General features: G+C 52.5%; 15 protein-coding genes. 8 read left to right on the top strand and 7 right to left on the bottom strand.

The features are described from left to right. Positions 1-199: 199 nt before the first annotated feature. On the bottom strand, positions 200-1,282 hold the full coding sequence (locus tag JF44_RS0113320) for a saccharopine dehydrogenase family protein (protein ID WP_033069494.1): 1,083 nt from the start codon (positions 1,280-1,282) through the stop codon (positions 200-202). A gap of 169 nt (positions 1,283-1,451) precedes the next feature. On the opposite strand from JF44_RS0113320, the gene JF44_RS0113315 reads away from it, so the two are divergent. From JF44_RS0113315 to JF44_RS0113305, 3 genes are all read left to right on the top strand, one after another. After that, positions 1,452-1,889 (top strand): Lrp/AsnC family transcriptional regulator, encoded by a 438-nt coding sequence (locus tag JF44_RS0113315; protein ID WP_033069493.1) that lies wholly within the window; start codon positions 1,452-1,454, stop codon positions 1,887-1,889. A gap of 121 nt (positions 1,890-2,010) precedes the next feature. Beyond that, a complete protein-coding gene (locus JF44_RS0113310; protein WP_238318451.1) occupies positions 2,011-3,795 on the top strand; it encodes an adenylate/guanylate cyclase domain-containing protein in 1,785 nt (594 codons plus the stop codon). A gap of 125 nt (positions 3,796-3,920) precedes the next feature. After that, on the top strand, positions 3,921-5,807 hold the full coding sequence (locus tag JF44_RS0113305) for an adenylate/guanylate cyclase domain-containing protein (RefSeq protein ID WP_052065886.1): 1,887 nt from the start codon (positions 3,921-3,923) through the stop codon (positions 5,805-5,807). An 87-nt stretch (positions 5,808-5,894) separates the two neighbouring features. On the opposite strand, the gene ykgO is transcribed toward JF44_RS0113305, so the two are convergent. Further along, entirely contained in the window at positions 5,895-6,020 is a 126-nt protein-coding gene (gene ykgO, locus JF44_RS0113300) for a type B 50S ribosomal protein L36 (protein WP_007090004.1), read from the bottom strand. A 148-nt stretch (positions 6,021-6,168) separates the two neighbouring features. Further along, a complete protein-coding gene (locus tag JF44_RS0113295) occupies positions 6,169-7,227 on the bottom strand; it encodes a methyltransferase domain-containing protein (RefSeq protein WP_033069492.1) in 1,059 nt (352 codons plus the stop codon). Between the two features lie 183 nt (positions 7,228-7,410). Between JF44_RS0113295 and JF44_RS0113290 the strand changes: the two genes are divergently transcribed. After that, positions 7,411-8,772 (top strand): DnaJ domain-containing protein, encoded by a 1,362-nt coding sequence (locus tag JF44_RS0113290; protein ID WP_033069491.1) that lies wholly within the window; start codon positions 7,411-7,413, stop codon positions 8,770-8,772. Positions 8,773-8,826: 54 nt separating this feature from the next. Here JF44_RS0113290 and JF44_RS0113285 read toward each other — a convergent pair whose 3' ends face one another. The 3 genes from JF44_RS0113285 to JF44_RS0113275 all read right to left on the bottom strand — a co-directional run bounded on the left by JF44_RS0113285 (position 8,827) and on the right by JF44_RS0113275 (position 12,712). Continuing rightward, complete coding sequence (locus JF44_RS0113285) at positions 8,827-10,287, bottom strand: aminoacyl-histidine dipeptidase (protein ID WP_033069490.1); 1,461 nt, start codon at positions 10,285-10,287, stop codon at positions 8,827-8,829. A 191-nt stretch (positions 10,288-10,478) separates the two neighbouring features. After that, positions 10,479-10,988, bottom strand: a complete 510-nt coding sequence (locus JF44_RS0113280) for a GNAT family N-acetyltransferase (RefSeq protein ID WP_156111694.1) — start codon at positions 10,986-10,988, stop codon at positions 10,479-10,481. 92 nt (positions 10,989-11,080) lie between these two features. Further along, positions 11,081-12,712 carry a sensor domain-containing diguanylate cyclase gene (locus JF44_RS0113275; RefSeq protein WP_033069488.1) on the bottom strand — a complete coding sequence of 544 codons (1,632 nt, stop codon included), beginning with the start codon at positions 12,710-12,712 and terminating at the stop codon, positions 11,081-11,083. Between the two features lie 744 nt (positions 12,713-13,456). Here JF44_RS0113275 and JF44_RS0113270 point away from each other — a divergent pair. From JF44_RS0113270 to JF44_RS20370, 4 genes are all read left to right on the top strand, one after another. Further along, complete coding sequence (locus tag JF44_RS0113270) at positions 13,457-14,455, top strand: cysteine synthase A (protein ID WP_033069487.1); 999 nt, start codon at positions 13,457-13,459, stop codon at positions 14,453-14,455. 223 nt (positions 14,456-14,678) lie between these two features. Further along, the gene (locus JF44_RS0113265; RefSeq protein ID WP_033069486.1) at positions 14,679-15,698 is read left to right on the top strand and encodes an LLM class flavin-dependent oxidoreductase; all 1,020 of its coding nucleotides are present in this window, start codon (positions 14,679-14,681) and stop codon (positions 15,696-15,698) included. A 214-nt stretch (positions 15,699-15,912) separates the two neighbouring features. Then, positions 15,913-17,487: an L-lactate permease gene (locus JF44_RS0113260; RefSeq protein ID WP_033069485.1), complete on the top strand. Its 1,575-nt coding sequence runs from the start codon at positions 15,913-15,915 to the stop codon at positions 17,485-17,487. Between the two features lies 1 nt (position 17,488). Then, complete coding sequence (locus tag JF44_RS20370; RefSeq protein ID WP_156111693.1) at positions 17,489-17,647, top strand: hypothetical protein; 159 nt, start codon at positions 17,489-17,491, stop codon at positions 17,645-17,647. Between the two features lie 54 nt (positions 17,648-17,701). Here the strand turns inward: JF44_RS20370 and JF44_RS0113255 are convergent, their stop codons facing one another. Then, positions 17,702-18,334, bottom strand: coding sequence for a LysE family translocator (locus JF44_RS0113255; protein ID WP_033069484.1), 633 nt, complete (start codon positions 18,332-18,334; stop codon positions 17,702-17,704). Between the last annotated feature and the right edge of the window lie 41 nt (positions 18,335-18,375).

The following is an 18,375-nucleotide window of genomic DNA, read 5'->3' as shown; positions in this document are numbered from 1 at the left end:
CGTCTTTGCCATAATTTTTTGGCAAAAACCAACTCATCTTGCACATGATCTAAATTATAAAACACGACCTCCCCCAAGCTTCACAAACAACACCAAAAATCAACGACAACCAATTGAATAAAATGAAAACCCCTCAGATTTCTCCAAGGGGTTTTGCTTCGTCGCGACAGCCAATTACTGCCGTGCAAGCGTTCCGGGGTCAGGTTTCCTGCCCGAAATAGCGCCCAAACCGGTTGGCCAGAAACGCGTCCAACGGGATTTCTTCCTGTCGGACATAACCTTTGGTGGGCAGCTTACCGGTCATCACCATATCCATCGCCGCGCACAGCCCGGCCGATGTCGTAATCTGAATTGCAGACCAGTCCTGACCACCGACACTGGCGCCATGTACCTTGCGAATGACGCTTTCTTCGCACAGCTCGCCCCGTCGTGTACCAACGGCAGCGGCAAAAATTACGATAACATCCTGCTTGGTCAGAGGCAGTGCGTTTTCAAAAATTTCCTTCATCATTTCGGGGCGTTCGCCAAGCTTGAGATCCTCAATCAGGATTTTCAGAATTTCCTGATGTCCCGGATAACGCACTGTTTTGTAATCAAGGTTATCCACCTTGCCTTCAAGCATGTCACACAACGCACCGACACCACCGGATGTATTGAATGCTTCATATTCCGTTCCATCGATCGTGAAACGCTCATAACCTTCAAGCGGCAACACCTCGACACGTTTACCATTCAGGATGGCTTCGCACGGGTTCAGATATTCGTTGATCAAACCATCGGTCGACCAGGTCAGATTATATTTCAAACGGTTGGTGGGGTTTTGCGGCAAGGCACCAACGCGCAGACGCAATTTATTTACGTGGTCAAACCGTTTAAACAGATCATGTGCCGCAACAGAGATGAACCCCGGCGCCAAACCGCATTGGGGCACAAACGCCCCATCGGCATCCTTGGAAATCTCGCGAATGGCGCGCGTGGTTTCAACATCTTCGGTAACGTCGAAATAGGATGCACCGACCGCACGTGCCACACGGGCAATCGCAACATTAAGGAAAAATGGGCAGGTCGAAATGATCGCATCATGCCCCTTGGCCACATCCATCAATGCGTCTTTATCGGAAACATCAACCCGAACAAGGGTCCCTGCGTCATCCGGGGCGCACAACTCCAGCATTTCCCCACTGGAATCGGCCAAGGTCACTGCATAGTCGCCGCTTTCATTTAGCATTACCGCAGCAATTCGACCGATTTTCCCAGCACCAAGCACCAAGATCTTTTTCATTTTTGTAGCTCCCATTTAGTCAGACAAGATCACAGTGAACCGTGAACGCCTGTCCGCCCTGATAGTGTTTTGATATTACCTGTTTATCGTCCGCCGCTGGACTCACGCTTGCAACCCGGCGATACTGTCAAAAGGAAATAAAAACCCATCATTTTAATGGGTAGAACCGATGAAACGTCAGCTTGATGAAATTGATCGCTGCCTGATTGCGCGATTGCTTGAAAATGCCCGAATTCCGACCGCCGCGCTTGCGCGCGATGTGGGCCTGTCTCGCAGCGCCGTTCAGGAACGTTTGGAAAGACTTGAGAAATCCCACATCATCAAGGGTTACACCGTTCAATTGGGTGACGATGCCCGCCCGGTTCTGGTGGCCGAAGTGATGATCCAGCTCGAACAAAAGCAATCAGCCGGTGTTGTCGGGGCCCTGCAAAAAATCCCGCACTGCATTCGCTGTTTGGCCGTCTCGGGGGAATATGATCTGATTGCCGAAGTTGCCGCCAACACGCCCGAGGAACTTGACGGCGTTCTTGACCGTATCGGGGAAATGACCGGCATAAAACGAACATCAAGTTCAATCATCCTTTCAACCAAGTTCGATCGCCGCTAAGATGTTCTCGAGGTTGGGGGGAACCTCTTTTTTTCTGGAAGAATCCCGAGTGACATCAAAACGCAGATATTCTGTTCTTTCTGTCCTGCTTGCCGGCTTCATTGCGACCAGCTCTTTTGGAGTGGGTCTTTCATTATATGTCGGCCTTGGCACCGCCTATGAAAACACCCGCAATCTTTGGGTCATGCTGGCCGATATCGACCTGACATCGGTGCAACGCACCATGAGCGAGCGCATGCTTGAGGTCGAACAGCGTTCAGACTGGGTGTCTGAGCAGGTGTCCAGTGGCGCGCTGGACCCTAGCTTTCAGTACGGCTGGACGAACGCAATGCGCGCTCTTGCAGCAGCAGATATGGATGTCATGGCTTATGGCCTTGTCACTGACGAACGCCAGTTTATTGGCTTCAACCCGGAAGATATGAGCTCGATCCGCCGAACCCTTCCCATTGATGACATCCTGTTTTCCGAACTGGCCCATATTAGGGGGCCGATCAAAAATGACACCACCTATCCGCGTTGGGACCCACATTTTAACCGCACAGTTCTGACGAATTGGGTGCCACTGTTTTATGAGGGTCGCTATCTGGGAACCTTTGTCCAGTACCTGTCGCTTTCCAGCCTGTCGGAAAGCCTGATACGCGGACGCGAAGATCTTCCGGGCACGCCCTTCATTCTGATCGGTGGCAATCGTGTTATGGCCCATCCACGTTTACGTGACTGGGGGGAAACAAAGGCAAATGCGCTTGTAAACGGCGCAAACATCGCGCGCAGCCCCATACCACTTCCGACCATTCATGATATTGGCGACCCCATACTGGCCAACCTTGGCAAATCCGAAAACATACAGCTTGATCCGAATGACGAGCGCCAAAGCAGCGGCATCAAACTGGCAGGCCTTGACCTTGACGACCAATATCACCTGATTGTCACACGTCAGGTTCTGGACGCCGCGATTTCGCCGGTCATCATTGGCATGCATTTCGACGAAGAGCTTTTTGACGATGAATGGAACCGACTTGTTCTGGCATCCATTCTGGGTGGCGGGGTTTTCGTTCTGTCGGTCATCGTTGCAGTTATTCTGTCCCGACAGTTCACCAAACCCATTCGTCGGTTTGCCAGCGCAGCACGCGCCTTTGAGGACGAAGACATCGCATCGATTGATGTCCCGCAGCTCGAAGGCAGCCTGATTAGGGAATATGACGATGCTGCGCGGTCATTTAATCACATGATGATGGCGGTTCACGACCGCGAACGTATCACCAGTCTGTTTGGTAAATTCGTTCCGCAATCCATCGCCAAGAAGCTTCTGGCATCAGGAAATGATTCCGGAGTCCTTCCACCACAACAGTCCGAGGCCACGGTACTGTTTGTCGATATCGCCGGCTTCACATCCATGTGCGAGGCCCTTGATCCGGAACAGATCATCGCAATGCTCAATGACTATTTCGATTGTGCAACCCACATTATTGAAAGCAGCGGCGGAATCATCACACAATTCCAGGGCGACGCAATCCTTGCGGTTTATAACGTGTTCAACGACCTGGACAATCATGCCGACGCGGCACTTGACAGTGCCATTGCCTTGCAACAACAAGTCAAAAACAGAACATTCCAGGGACTTGACCTGAAAGTTCGCTGCGGGGTCAACACCGGTTCAATGGTTGCCGGGAACGTCGGGGCAAAGGCACGCCTGTCCTTTACTGTCCATGGGGATGCCGTCAATACGGCGTCGCGTCTGGAACAGGAAAACAAGGTCCTTGGCACCGACATCCTGATTTCTGAAAGCACACGTAACCTGTTGACAACCCCGGATAGAGCGACGAAAGCAGGCGAAGTACTCTTGCGCGGTCGTCACGTATCGACCGCACTTTATACGGTTCCACCAGAACTTAGGGGCAGGACCTAAAGTCAAAACAGACAGAAACACCGAAATTCTTTCAACGAACAGTTTCATCCAATAGGCTGCAACACGGTGGTGTTTCGATATGCACTGCCAAATTGACGCATACTTGGATTTTAGAAAGACATTAGATGCAAAGAAGCAGTCAGCGCTTTTCCATTTTTGTCGTTTTGCTCGCCGGTTTGATCATAACCAGCGTGTCGGGTGTTGGGGTGGCTGTTTATTTTGGCCTGAAAACAGCCCAGGATAACACACTCGACCTTTGGATATCGATGAGCCGCGACGACCTTGCCGATGCCCAGCGCGCGGTTGACACGCGCATGAACAGACTGGCACAGCGCAACAACCACATTATCGAGAAAGTCGCAAAGAACCAGCTTGATCTTCGTGATGCACGGTTTTGGCAAAACGATGCAACAGCATATATCGCCGGTGAAAGTGATATCGCAGCAATTGGGTTTGCATCGCCCGAAGGCACCTTTTTGGGGTACAATCCACAAACAAAAAAGCTGATAAAAGGCCCTGCGGACCTTATAGAAACACGTCTGGTGGAACAGCTACCGCTCGCAGGGCCCGCAACTAGTCAGGCCATTTTCCCCTTCTGGCATAATCAGCTCAAACAGGTTGTGATCGGCGAAGCATCCCCGGTTTATCAAAATGGCCAGTATCTTGGCTTACTGATGCAGTACCTGACTTTGCCCGGACTTTCGCACGAACTCGACACCCGCAATACCGGCGACGGCCGCACAGGATTCATCATGATTGGTGACCGGCTTATCGCCCACCCGGGGCTGATTGCCTGGCAAAACACCCGGACAGGTAACGACAGCCCCCCGTTTGTCGCCAAAACCCTTGAAGAGGCACTCAGCGCCCTGCCAAGCGCAAGCGACATAAATGATCCTGTTCTTGCCAAGTTAGACCTATGGAATGAAATTGATTTTGGCCGGGAAATGCAAAGCCCGGACGACCGGCCGATTGTCATTCATCACGTTAAAGTCGACGACCGGGATCATTTCATCATTACGCAGCCAGCAGACAAGTTTGCAAGCACCCCCATCACCATGGGCATGCATTTTTCGCCGTCGATCTTTGCCGACGGAATTCAACGATTGGATCAGCTTGGGGTCATTGGAATAGTTGTTCTGATCAGCGCGATCATCGCAGCGGCTGTCATTGCCCTTCTCTTCTCCCGGCCACTAAAACGAATATCGCGAGCCAACCGCCAACTCGGAACCGAAGACATCAATGACCTGCCGTCTCTTCCCGGCAACCTGATCCGCGAATTCGATGACGCATCAAACTCGTTCAATCAAATGGTTGCAACCATAAAGGACCGCGAACGTATCGGGCGTCTATTTGGCAAGTTTCTGCCAACGCCCATCGCCCAGACACTTTTGCAATCAACTGATGACACAGGCGCCATTCCATCGCGCAAATGCATCGCCAGCATTCTGTTTGTTGATTTGCAGGGCTTCACCAGCATGTGCGAGAACGCCGACCCGCAAAACGTCGTGGATGTTTTGAATGCCTATTTCGCCAAGACAACCGCGATCATCGAAACGAACAAAGGCATCATCACCCAATTTCAGGGTGATGCTGTTCTTGCTGTCTTTAACGCCGTCGATGATCAGCCGAACCACGCGGACCTTGCCGTAAAGTCCGCCATAGAGATTCAGCAACTTGCACATAGCCAGACGTTTCTTGGCCAGTCTCTGACGTGCCGCTGTGGTGTGAACACGGGCGAATTGGTTGCTGGCAATGTTGGCGCACCAGATCGCCTCACATTCACGGTGAATGGTGACGCTGTTAACAGTGCCGCCCGCCTTGAGGCGATGAACAAGGAACTGGGTACCAAAATCCTCATCGGGGAAACCACCCGCGAACAGATGTCAAATCCCGAGGAAACCATTCTGGTCAAGGAAGTCATGCTGCGTGGCCGCAGCACGCCGTCATCGGTTTACACCGTTCCCATTGATGGCGTGGAGCTTAACCTGCCAAAACCCGCAGACCAGGCCTAATAGAGCGCGTCGCGCTCTAAAGCAAAACGCCGCATTGGGTGAACCAATGCGGCGTTTTGTAAACCTTTGAGAACAAGGTACCGGGAATTAACCCTGGCGCGCCTTGAAACGCGGGTTCTTTTTATTGATCACGTATACGCGGCCACGGCGGCGCACGATACGGCAGCCTTTTTCCCGCAGCTTCGCGGATTTCAATGAGTTCCGGATCTTCATAATCTTAAACCTTAGAAACTTGGCCCCTTCGAGGAAGCCGGAAAATAGAAGTACGACATGCCCCTGTCAACACCTAAAACAGGTTGCGGCGACAGAAATTGGAACAAACCTCTTCCACCTCGCCCGCAGCAGTCTGAAACTTGAGCAATCAGTTGATTGTTGCGTAGAACCGATAAAAGGCTAGCGATCCATTTTCAAGCATTTTCACACGATTCATCCACATTTCCATCTCTGGAACCAGATAATCCATGATATCGGGGTCCAAACCGGACTTCTGAATGTCCGAAAGCAGAGTCATCCAAGACAATTTGATATGTTTCAGATGCGTTTCCGACTCATCTTTGGCAATGCGGATATCAAATTTAAGCTGCCCCAGATGCGTTTTGTATTCCTGTGCCGTCCAAGGATGAAGATCCTCGTCTTCAAGTTTGGACCATGCCGCTATTTCATTTTCATCAAGATCGCGCGTCAGAACATAATCGGTTAGCAAAATCTGCCCATGTTCTCGCAAGGTACCTGCCAACGCCTCAAGAAAGGCTTCTTTGCCAGGGACTTTGAACAGCTCCCCGAACGAATAGACGACATTGAAATATCCCTTGCGAAGGTCTGGCTGCGCGGGATCAAATGTCTGTACAGGGACTTTCTTTTGAGCACCTGCCTGTACCGACCGCTCCATCCCCAGAAGTGCCAATTCCCCATCAGCTTCATAGGCCGTAACCCAAACGCCCAGCCGGTCAGCCAAAACGCGTGCTACCCCCCCTAGTCGTGCACCGATTTCAAGACAACTGAGCGTTTCGTCCAGCGCAAGCGGCTTGGCCAGTTCAAGCGCATACTCATGTCCGCCCGGGATCATGATGCCGTGATCAAACAGCTTGTCGTAAAGGCGAATACGTTCGGGCGGCCATCGCCCGATCTCATCATCAAGATCAAGTTCGCCAAGTTCCGGTTCCACCGGACGGGCCAACCAAAGACGCATTTTGCGCAGCCAATCGGCATAGGCATCGATTTCAAGCTGAAGCAGATAATACTCGACGGGGTCGTCATACCCTTCCCACTTGGCACGCAACCGTGTCCCCAGGCTCAGATGATGGCCGGGCGGCATTTGGAATTCCGGGGCCTCTTCTTCGGACACGCCAGCGGACATGTCGTCCTCTTCGGACATTTCATCGACCGCATCGGACTTACGTTGCCAAAATTTGAGTTTCAATCCGTCTACCCGTCTGTTCGCAATTCGCGCCAAGTGATCCTTGCAAAATATGGCAATTAGTCAAAAGTGACAACGTGTTAAGATTTCAATCATATGATTGCCTTGTTAATTGCCAGTGATAAAACCGATATATGCCTGTTTCCCGCGCCGGGAAGCATGTCTTGACAGGAATTTTCTTTACTCATGAGTACCGACCGCCTCGGCGTTTATTATCGCATGCTGAACATTGCGCCGGGTGCAAGCGCAAAGGAGATCAAACTCGCCTACCGCAAACTGGCATTTGAACATCATCCTGATCGCAATACGGACCCGGACTCGGAAGACAAATTCAAGGACATTACCGAGGCCTATGAAATCCTGATCGGTGAACGCAAACCACCTCCACAGGCTGGTGGCGGTGCGACCAACAACAAAGCACGCAACAATGATGGCACAGCCCGGTCAACCGCCAAGGGCTATGGCCACAATGCGGCGGGGGCCCAAAATGCCAACCGCACCAAACAGGGCTTCGCAGGATCTGGACGCAAACAGGAAAAGGCAAAGGAAAGCCCCGAGGAAAAAGTTGCCCGCGCCAATCAGGCCTATCGCGAGCAACAGGCAAAAAACAACGCGCGCAAAAGCAACATCCCCCCGGGTGCACGCCGTCATCATCACAAAAAAACCGAACCCAATGCCCAAGGATTCATACAATGCGCCGTCACCGGCGTTGTTTCCGCCCAACCCCGACAAGTTGAATTCAAAATAGTCCGTGGCTTTTTGAACAAATGCCGCACTGAAACCGTCACGGCCAATCTTGCGCCCAAAGGGGCCAAAAGGATGGCACTTCGGGCCAGTTTCAAAACCTGGCTTCGGGGATTTTGGGGCTGGAAAAGTTTCATTCCGGCCTGGAAAGCCATTCTTGGCAATATGCGCGGCGGCACCTTCCCGCCTGAAGGCAACTCAAGGATGCTGTTTCATCAGGCGAATGCTTTTGAGCGCTCCGGCAACAAACCACTCGCACGTGCGGTCTTGATGCAGGCCCTTGATTTTGTTGGCGCCAATCGATCCGCTCTTGCCGAACAAATTCGTGCGAACCTGCGCCGACTGGACGACGGCACCCAACCACGGCGCGTTCGCGACGAATGGAAACGTGCGGGAATGCTGGATGCATTGATGCATCTAAGCCCGCTTTTCGTCCTGATTTTTGCTGCCCTTGTTGCCTTTGGTCCCGGACAGGGCTTTGTCACCCGCGACATCCCCGATATTGTTGCCCGTCAGGGCAGTGAAATCACCCGTCAGGTCAAGGATTTGATCGGCGAGGAACGCGATCCCTATTATGTGGACCGGGAACTTTTGAACCTGCGCGACGGCCCGAGTGTCAATGACACCATCATTCGCCGCCTGACACGGTTTGAAACCGTATATGTCGCCGGTGACAGTCAGGGCTTCTGGATCGAGATAGAAACCAGCATAGGTGAAAACGGGTTTGTGAACCTTGATGCACTTGTTCCCGGCAATGGTGCAGAAGCCCGCGATGCCTGGTGCGCCCAAAACAAATGCGACTGACCAAAATAATCGGTCAGTCGCACATATCACGTCTTACGATTGAACTTTCCGGATTTAACCCTTGGTCGGAATCGCCTTAAGCGCCGCCAGAAGATAATCCCAGAAACGCGCAACACTTGGCACATGAACACATTCATCCGGGCTATGTGCACGTTTGATGGTCGGGCCAAATGACACCATATCCCAATGCGGATATTTTGATCCCAGAACGCCGCATTCAAGACCGGCGTGAATCACGCGAATTTCCGGCTCCTTGCCAAATATCTCGCGGTGAACGGACTTCATCAGTTCAACCACTTCGCTGTTGGCATCGGGTTTCCACCCAGGATAGGCATCCCCCCACGCGACCGATGCACCGATATTTTCAAACACGGCGGTTGCTGCTTCTCGGATGGTATCTCGCGCAGAATTGATCGAACTGCGTGCCGACAGCGTAACGTCCGCCTTGCCGTTAGCAAGTTTGATAATTGCAAGGTTGATGGATGTTTCGACAACACCTTCGACCGAGGTGCTCATGGCCTGGACACCGTTTGGCGCACCAACACATGCATTGTTGAAATCCCTGGAATCCTTACTGCTCATAGCTGTTGCCGGAACATCAATGGCTTTGGCGCTGATCGCAAAGTTCGGTTCAATCGCACCGATTTCGCCTTTGACGTCTTTGGAAAACGCTGCAAGTGCCTCATCAAATCCTGCGACCTTTCCTTCCGGCAGAACCACAGTGGCAAAGGATTCTCGCGGAATGGCATTACGTGCCGTACCTGCATTGATCGTGACAATACGCGCATCAAAATCGCGCACGGCCGTGCGCAGGAAGCGTGCCATCAGTTTGTTGGCATTACCAAGACCAAGGATGATGTCGATGCCCGAATGACCACCCTTAAGGCCGGTCAGTGCAATTTCGCGGGCAGTCTGCCCGGCACCGACATCCTCCGGATTGTAGTTAAAGGTCGCAACAAGATCACCACCACCTGCACACCCGACGCACAGTTCGTATTCATCTTCGGTATCAAGGTTCAGCAGGATTTCACCCTGCAGGCGTCCCGGCTCAAGGTTCATTGCTCCCGTCAGGCCGCGTTCTTCATCAACCGTAAACAGAAGCTCCAGCGGCCCATGCTCAAGCCCCTCTTCGGTCATGAAACCCATCATGGCAGCAGCGCCAATGCCGTTATCGGCGCCAAGGGTGGTGTTATCAGCCGTGATCCATTCACCGTCCATAACCATGCGGATGGGGTCGGTGTCAAAATTGTGGGTCGAACCGGAATTGGCCTGCGTCACCATATCGACATGCGCCTGCAGGATCGTCATTTTACGATCCTCAAAACCAGGCGTTGCCGGAACGGTAATCACAAGGTTTTCGCCGCTATCGCGGAAATGCGCAAAGCCCTTGTCATCCGCCATTTCCTCCAGAAGCTTAAGAACAGCTTCCTCCTTGTTCGACGGACGTGGGGTATCGCAAAGTTTCTGGAAATTTTCCCAAATGGCGACGGGGGCGATTTTGCTAATTTCGTTCACGGTGGGGCTCTCCTGCTGATGATTTTTATCTGCGGCTTGTCTGTGCTCAGGACCTGTTAATTACCTTATTGCAGGACGAATTTAAAGCGCATCTAAGTGTTTTTACGTAAAGCACGGATAAATACGAATTTGCTGCGCAATCCTTGCACCCACCCGCTCAAATGGGAACGAATACGCAAGAATCTGCCACGCTACTCAACACCAACAACAGTGCTACGGCGCTGTAAAAGCATCACATCACGCCATTGTCCTGCCAAGGGCCCATATGTCATGCGGCCAAGCCCGCGCTTTCGCCCAACAGTTTCAAAGCCAAGACTATGATGCAGGGCAATACTGGCCTCGTTTTCGGGGAAGATACCGGCTTCCAACGACCAGATGCCGCTTTCCTCACTCGTCTTGATCAATTCGGCAAGCAGCATTTTGCCAATCCCCTGACCTTGACAGTCGGGGTCGACATAAACCGATATTTCAGCAATTCCACTATAGACGCAACGGTTGGAGACACCGGATAATCCGGCCCAACCGACAACCCGACCATCCCCGTCACACGCAACCAAGCGACACTCCGCCAGATGCCCTGCATCCCAGCTTTCCCATGTTCCCGGTTCGCTTTGGAATGTCGCATGGCCGGAGGTCATGGCACGTCCATAAATATCAATAACACGCGCGGCGTCGTCCACAGTCATGGGGCGGATGATCATTTGAATGCCTCACCATAAAACGGGTATCTCCAGCAGCCAATGCTGTCAGGAAATCGGAAATATGTCAGGTAGAATAATGGAAAAGCTGCCAATCAGCTATTGGCTTCGGGATCGCCAACCATGAAAATCATCTGATCACGTCCGGCCTCTTTTGCGGCATACATTGCCGCGTCGGCAATTTTCATCGCTTCTGAAAGTTCGATGAACTTTTGGCGTCCTTCACCCCCGACCGTCGCACCGAAGCTTGCAGTAATCTTGACGTTTTCCTTGCCTGACTTGTCTGTCGGCACTTCGATATCGCGGATCATATTGGCCAACCGTTCACCAATGCGTTTGGTCACAGACGCCGTTGCCGAGGGCAGTAAAACAGCAAATTCCTCGCCGCCAAGACGCACCACAAGATCATCGTCACGCAATGCCTGACGCAATGTATCGGCAACCTTTTCAAGAACCCTGTCCCCGATCGCATGACCATAGGTGTCATTGACCGTCTTGAAATGATCAAGATCAAGAACAATCAGACCAAAGATCCAGCTTTTATCCTTAAGATGGCGAATTTCGCGAAGCCTGCTAACCGCACTTTCAAAGCCGCGCCGATTTAAGGCACGGGTTAGTGCATCCGTAGATGCAAGGGTATCAAGCAGTTGTTCCTTGTTTTTGTGGTCGGTAATGTCACTTGCTGACACCATGACACCACCACCTTCCATCATATTCATGCGAATATCAGCCATCCGGCCCGAAGGTGTTTTCATTTCATCAAGCGTGGCATGGCCGTGACCATTCATTTTCATTGTCTCACAGCACTCTTGAAGTGCCGAGATATCAAATGTCTGCTCTCCATCATCGGATTTTCCATCCCCGAAAAGGCGCGCAAACTCATGATTGTAATGAATAACGTCAAGATCGCCATCAAGCATCGCAACCGCAGAGGGCACCATCCTGATCACTTCAGTTACAGCCTGCTCAAGACTGGCTTTCGCACTGACCAGTTGCTGGTTCATTTCGACTTCATCACGCACGTCATGTGCCGTTGTCAAAATTGCTGGTTTGCCATCATGCCAAAGAATGCGCTCGTCGGTCAGGTCGCGCCAGACTGAGCTTCCATCATCTAAAATATCGCGTACCCGATGGCGGTCTCCCCGGCGCTCCCCACTCAGGATCGCTGCGACATGCCTGATCGCCCTAGGACGGCTCTCCTCGGGGATAAAGCGCAAAATATTGGGGTTTTCCATGAACGCGCTGGCACCTTCCGCCCCCATCAGCCTTGCGAAACTTTCATTGACATAAAGGGCAGACATATTGCGATGAACCATCACGCCGATGAATGACCGGCCAAGCATATGGTCGACCTGCATCGCCGTTGTACCGTTATCGATCACCTGGGCCGTAGTCAGAACAGCATTGCCATCTTGCCATTCAACTGTTTCATCGCTGATTTCCATCCAGACAGGAGTACCGTCTGTTCGGATGTTATAAACCTTCTTCCAGCCATGAAAACCGCTGGATTTCTGATAGTTTTGGGAAAGCTTGGCTGCCTCGTGGTGAAAGCTTGGCGGAATGTATTGATGCATGTCAGGATAACTCATGAAATCCTTCACATCACGACGTCCAACCATCTTCGCATAGGCATCATTGACATACACGGCTTCCAAATCCTTGTGTACGACAACTCCTACGCGTGACCGCCCATACAGACGTGCGATTTCCGTTGGCTCAAACCGCATCAACGTCCCGCATCCCCCAAGACACCAGCTCCATGAACAACGCTTAACTGTAGGCTACTTTTGTAAGCGTTTTCATGTCCAAAAGTTTACAACAGTTTCGTTACGATTGAAACCTAACGATCATAAATCCACCGATGCCAGAGAACCCACGCAGCAACGCCAAACGACTTTTATCGACCGAAAGATTTGAACGATCTTACATAAGTATTATAAGATATTCTGATTAACAAGCACCCAACACAACAGAAACCCAAATGCCATTCTAGAACGCGAAATTCCTGAGCCTGGTCACCTTTTCGCTGTTCTGCCCGATGAACCAATTTGCGATGAATCTGTCCTAATTGCATAATTTCGTCCCATGACCATATCGGTAAAAGGCCGAAGTCCGAACACATCGGTCTAGGTAACGTGGATGCGACAAATGCGGATGACACGACACACACCGTCTTACAGAGAAAGGTGAAAATATTCGCATCCTTTTGCTGCCAGTGCAGAGTTGCTTTGCCATGTTGCAAAAAAGACAAGTCTGCAATGCAATCACCAAACGTGCCGCATGAGGCTTGATGCTTAATCGCGATCGAATTCGGCGGAATTCAGGCTCTTAGCCCACTTCATGTTGAAGTGCCGAGAACCGATAATCACACAAACTTTACGTGATATATTTTAAACTGCCTTGACTTTTGTGTGCAAACCGATCAATCAACAACCAATCAAATTTTAAATTCACCATGTTTGGAGTCTGTCATGGACATTCGCAATGGCACGATCGAAGCCATTGGCCGCACCCCGCTTGTGAAGCTTAAAAAGGTTTCCGAACTGACGGGCTGCACCATTCTTGGCAAGGCGGAATACGCAAACCCGGGCGGGTCGGTCAAGGACCGTGCTGCGCTTGCCATCATTCGTGACGCCGAGGCACGCGGCCTTCTTAAACCCGGCGGCGTGATTGTCGAAGGGACCGCAGGCAACACCGGCATTGGTCTTGCCACTGTCGGCAACGCGCTTGGCTACCGTACCGTAATTGTCATTCCGGAAACTCAAAGTCAGGAAAAGAAAGACCTTCTGCGTCTTCTCGGGGCTGATTTGCGTGAAGTGCCGGCTGTGCCCTATCGCAATGAAAACAACTATGTGCACGTTTCACGCCGTCTGGCCGAAGAACTGGCACAAAGCGAACCGAATGGTGCCATTTGGGCCAATCAGTTTGACAATGTTGCCAACCGTCAGGGCCACATTGACACCACCGCCCCGGAAATCTGGGAACAGACCGACGGCAAGGTTGACGGCTTTATCTGTGCTGTTGGCACTGGCGGCACGCTTGCCGGTGTGTCCCTCGCCCTTAAGGAACGCAATAAAGACATCCAGATTGGTCTTGCCGATCCGATGGGGGCTGCCCTTTACAGCCACTATAAATTCGGCGAACTGAAATCCGAAGGCAGCTCGATCTCCGAAGGCATTGGCCAGGGCCGCATCACGGCCAATCTCGAAGGTGTGGAAATCGACCATCCGTTCCAGATTTCGGACGAAGAAATGCTGCCGATCGTCTTTGACCTGCTTAAGGAAGAGGGCCTGTGCATGGGCGGCTCAACCGGGATTAACATTGCCGGTGCCGTTCGCCTTGCGCGCGAACTGGGACCGGGCAAAACCATCGTCACCATCCTCTGTGACCTTGGCACCCGTTATCAGAGCAAGCTCTGGAACCCGGAATTCCTGAAAGAAAAAGGTCTTCCGACGCCAGATTGGCTCTAAACCAAACAGATCACTCAATCCCCAAAACCCCTGTCAGATTCTGGCGGGGGTTTTGCTTTATGTGCTTGACGTTACCCCCAGCCAAACGCTCTGAAATGCCAAACGGATCACAGTCGGGACTGGCATGGTTCTGATTTCAGGCTAAATTGATCTCAACTGTGAAATCCAGCGCCCCGTCAATCTCTGAACGACGCGATGTGCGCGCCAATCCGAAAGTCTGGCTATGTCCCGATACTCTCTTCTTGATCTTTGCCCGGTAAATGCGGGCGAACATCCATCTGATGCGTTGCGCAACACACTTAATCTTGCCCAGCATGCCGAAAAACTCGGTTTTCATCGCTACTGGCTTGCCGAACACCACAACATGCCCGGTATTGCCAGTGCGGCAACGTCCGTTGTCATGGCCCATGTGGCGGCCGGAACAAAGACCATTCGGGTTGGGTCCGGGGGCGTCATGCTGCCCAACCACGCCCCGCTTGTGATTGCCGAACAGTTCGGCACACTTGAAGCCCTTCATCCCGGTCGCATTGATCTTGGGATCGGTCGCGCGCCGGGAACAGACCAACGCACCGCCGCTGCGCTCCGCCGTGACATGCATGGCTCCGAAGAACGCTTTATCCAGGATGTGCTGCAGGTTCAGGCCTTCCTTGCCCCGCTTGAGGGAAACCCGCCGATCCGTGCCGTTCCGGGCTATGGGGCACAGGTGCCGATGTGGCTTTTGGGCAGCAGCCTGTTTTCAGCCGACCTTGCCGCAAGACTGGGCCTGCCCTTTGCCTTTGCTTCCCATTTCGCCCCGGACATGCTGATGGATGCGCTTTCGCTTTATCGCAGCCGGTTTGAACCAAGCGAACAACTGGATAAACCCTATGCGATTGCCGCGATGGGCTTCTTTGCCGCCGACACCGACGAAGAAGGTGAATATCTGGCAACCTCGATGCAGCAGCAGTTTCTTAATCTGCGGCGCGGGACGCCGGGACAACTGCCCAAACCGGTCAAGGATATGGACACGATCTGGAACCGGGTCGAAAAGGCCGGGGTCGATCACGCCATGCGCTATGCCGCCGTTGGCGGCCGTGACACTGTTCGTAAAAAGCTGCGTGAATTTGCCTATATGACCAAGGCAGACGAAATCATGATAACGGCCAATATCTATGATCAGGATGCGCGCCTGAAATCCTTTAAAATTGCCGCCGAGCTGTTTGCCGAAATGAACGAAAAGTCTGCTGACAAAGACTGCGCATAAGCTACGGGCCTAGCCTAATTAATCGGTTCTGACCCTTGGCAAACAACACGTTTTTCACAAATGCCGGGTTCTTCGTGAACCCGGCATTTGCATTTCATCATACGAAATACCAAAACACACCACTTGCGCTTGTATCTTCGGTCGGACAATATTCGCCCTGCGTTGAATTCTTCAACATTAGCCCCACGTTTCAAAAGGTTATGGTGCCACCTTCATGACCGACTTCCTGCTGGCAGCAGTGCCAATCGCAACCATTCTGTTTTTGATGATCAAAGCCAATTGGGGCGCTGCGCGTGCCGGTGCCGCCGCATGGTTCGTCACCGTTATCATCGCGGTATTTTTCTTTGGCGCACCGACCGACATGCTGATCATCGCCCAGGCCAAGGGCGTGATGCTGGCCCTTTATATTCTGTATATCGTCTGGGCCGCCTTGATCCTGTATTTCGCTGCCGAAGAAGCCGGCGCGATCAAAACCATCGGGCGTGCCATTCGTTCGCTGACCGATGACCGCCCGCTGCAGCTTCTTATTCTTGGTTACGTCTTTGCCAGCTTCCTTCAGGGTGTGGCCGGTTTCGGCGTCCCGATTGCCGTGGTCGCGCCGATCTTGCTTGGCATGGGGTTCTCGCCGGTTCTGGCGGTTGCAGCCCCGATGATCGGGCATAGCTGGTCAGTTCTGTTTGGCAATATGGCGACCTCGTTTGAAGCCCTGATCGGTGTGACCGGCATTCCCGGCACTGAACTGACCCACTATTCCGCGATCCTTTTGGGGCTGTCCGGCTTTATGTGCGGGGCTGCAGTCCTTTGGCTTGATGGCGGGCTTCGCACCATTCGCCGCCGCATTGTACCACTGGTTCTGATTTCGGGCGTAATGGGTGTTACTCAATACTGCATGGCAAATTACGGCGTCTGGACCCTGGGCGGTCTGACTGCAGGGATTGCCGGATTGGCGACATCCATCATCGTCACCCGGTTCTGGCAACCCCACCCCGATGACGTTGCCCCACAGGAAACTGAAGACCATCCCCACATGCCGCTCCTTGAAGCGCTGACGCCCTATTTGGTGTTCATTGTTCTGGTGACATTGGCGACCTTTGTTCCCGCAATCGAGATGCTGTTGAACAAGGTCCGCTTCACGCTTGATTTCCCGGAAACGGCAACCGCAACCGGCTGGGTGATCGAAGCTGAAAACGCGAAAGCCATCGCCATCTTTGGTCATCCGGGGGCATTGTTACTTTATACGTCTGCCATCAGTTTTGCCTTCTTCAAACTGCGTGGTCACTATGATGACGGGATTGGCAAACGTATCTGGCAACGCACGCTTAAAAGCGGCCTTCCGACCAGTATTGGTATGGTGCCCGTGATTGGCCTTGCCATCATCATGGATCATGCCGGCATGACCTATGCCCTTGCCGAAGGGGGGGCTGCTGTCTTTTCCGGTGCCTTTGCCGTTGCCTATCCGGTGATTTCACCAGCAATTGGCGCACTGGGGGCCTTTATGACCGGCAGTACAAATAATTCCAACGTTGTGTTTGGCATGTTCCAGCGTCACACAGCGGAGCTTTCCGGTCTTTCGACCGCGCTTATTCTTGCCGCACAGGCCACGGGTGCATCCCTTGGCAGCATGCTGGCCCCGTCAAAAATTCTGGTGGGCTGTTCGACCGTTGGCCTGTCGGGCAAGGAAGGCCCAGTTTTGTCCGTTGTTCTGAAAACCGGTGTAATCCTGACGGCACTTTGTGGCCTTATGGCACTGGGCATATTGCTGATCATGACCATTAACGGAAGCGCGTAAGATGAAACAGAAACTGTTTAATCCGGTGTTTCTGGTTCTGGCATCGATCATCCTGCCAATTGCCGCGTTCGAGGCATTTGTCACAGGCAACATCGCAATAAGCGACATTCTGTTTGCCCTGTTTTGCGCTACAATGGTGCTGATTGTTGTGCGCAAATAACCAAACGCCGTGCGACAATCGCACGGCATTTTCAAACCTTGCGGAAACCACCCCTTATGGGCGGAGTGCTGCCAGTTTGATACCAAAGGCAATAAAGACGGCCCCCGTCGTTGCCTTAAGCACACGCTGGAAACGCCCGCTTCCGGCAAATCGCGTCAAACGCGCCAACAACATGATCATCGCGGCAAACCAAAGCGCGTTGATCAGGGCGTGCAGACAGATCAGCATAAAGGCAGATGTTACCGCCCCCTCACCCACGGGGATGAATTGCGGGAATGCTGCCAGATAAAAAAGCGAAACTTTCGGGTTAAGAGCATTGGTTAAAAGCCCCTCGCCATAGGCAACAAGCAATGTGCGCTTGCGCTTTGCCGGGTTGACTTCCGTAACGGTTTTCACCCCGCGCCAGGCATCACGCAATGCCTTGAAGCCAATCCAGCACAGATATGCCGCCCCCAGAAACTTCACGACCGTAAAAGCCTGCGCGGACTGCACAAGGATTACGGAAATGCCAAGAACCGAAAGCGCACCGTGCAGGTAAAACGCCGTGATAAAACCAGCGACATTGGCAATTCCGGCCGCGCGACCAGATGTCGGCACAGTCTTGGCAATCAGGATACCATTTGGTCCCGGCGACATCACCAGCAGCGACGCTACCAGCGCAAAACTCAAAACCTGTGTCCAGTCCATCGGCTGCCCTTTCTGGCTTTTGCACCGCTCATATCATCTGA

Origin of the sequence: Thalassospira australica, from assembly GCF_000763295.1 — a bacterium.
Classification (GTDB): domain Bacteria; phylum Pseudomonadota; class Alphaproteobacteria; order Rhodospirillales; family Thalassospiraceae; genus Thalassospira; species Thalassospira australica.
The sequence above is the reverse complement of the archived record's forward strand: the minus strand, read 5'-3'. Positions and strand labels throughout refer to the sequence as shown.

Coding starts and splice junctions, on each gene's coding strand:
- JF44_RS0113270 (WP_033069487.1), top strand. CDS start 13,457: ATGGACATTCGCAATGGCACGATCGAAGCCATTGGCCGCACCCCGCTT.
- JF44_RS0113260 (WP_033069485.1), top strand. CDS start 15,913: ATGACCGACTTCCTGCTGGCAGCAGTGCCAATCGCAACCATTCTGTTT.
- JF44_RS0113305 (WP_052065886.1), top strand. CDS start 3,921: ATGCAAAGAAGCAGTCAGCGCTTTTCCATTTTTGTCGTTTTGCTCGCC.
- JF44_RS0113265 (WP_033069486.1), top strand. CDS start 14,679: ATGTCCCGATACTCTCTTCTTGATCTTTGCCCGGTAAATGCGGGCGAA.
- JF44_RS0113290 (WP_033069491.1), top strand. CDS start 7,411: ATGAGTACCGACCGCCTCGGCGTTTATTATCGCATGCTGAACATTGCG.
- JF44_RS0113315 (WP_033069493.1), top strand. CDS start 1,452: ATGAAACGTCAGCTTGATGAAATTGATCGCTGCCTGATTGCGCGATTG.
- JF44_RS0113275 (WP_033069488.1), bottom strand. CDS start 12,712: ATGCGGTTTGAGCCAACGGAAATCGCACGTCTGTATGGGCGGTCACGC.
- ykgO (WP_007090004.1), bottom strand. CDS start 6,020: ATGAAGATCCGGAACTCATTGAAATCCGCGAAGCTGCGGGAAAAAGGC.
- JF44_RS0113280 (WP_156111694.1), bottom strand. CDS start 10,988: ATGATCATCCGCCCCATGACTGTGGACGACGCCGCGCGTGTTATTGAT.
- JF44_RS20370 (WP_156111693.1), top strand. CDS start 17,489: ATGAAACAGAAACTGTTTAATCCGGTGTTTCTGGTTCTGGCATCGATC.
- JF44_RS0113320 (WP_033069494.1), bottom strand. CDS start 1,282: ATGAAAAAGATCTTGGTGCTTGGTGCTGGGAAAATCGGTCGAATTGCT.
- JF44_RS0113255 (WP_033069484.1), bottom strand. CDS start 18,334: ATGGACTGGACACAGGTTTTGAGTTTTGCGCTGGTAGCGTCGCTGCTG.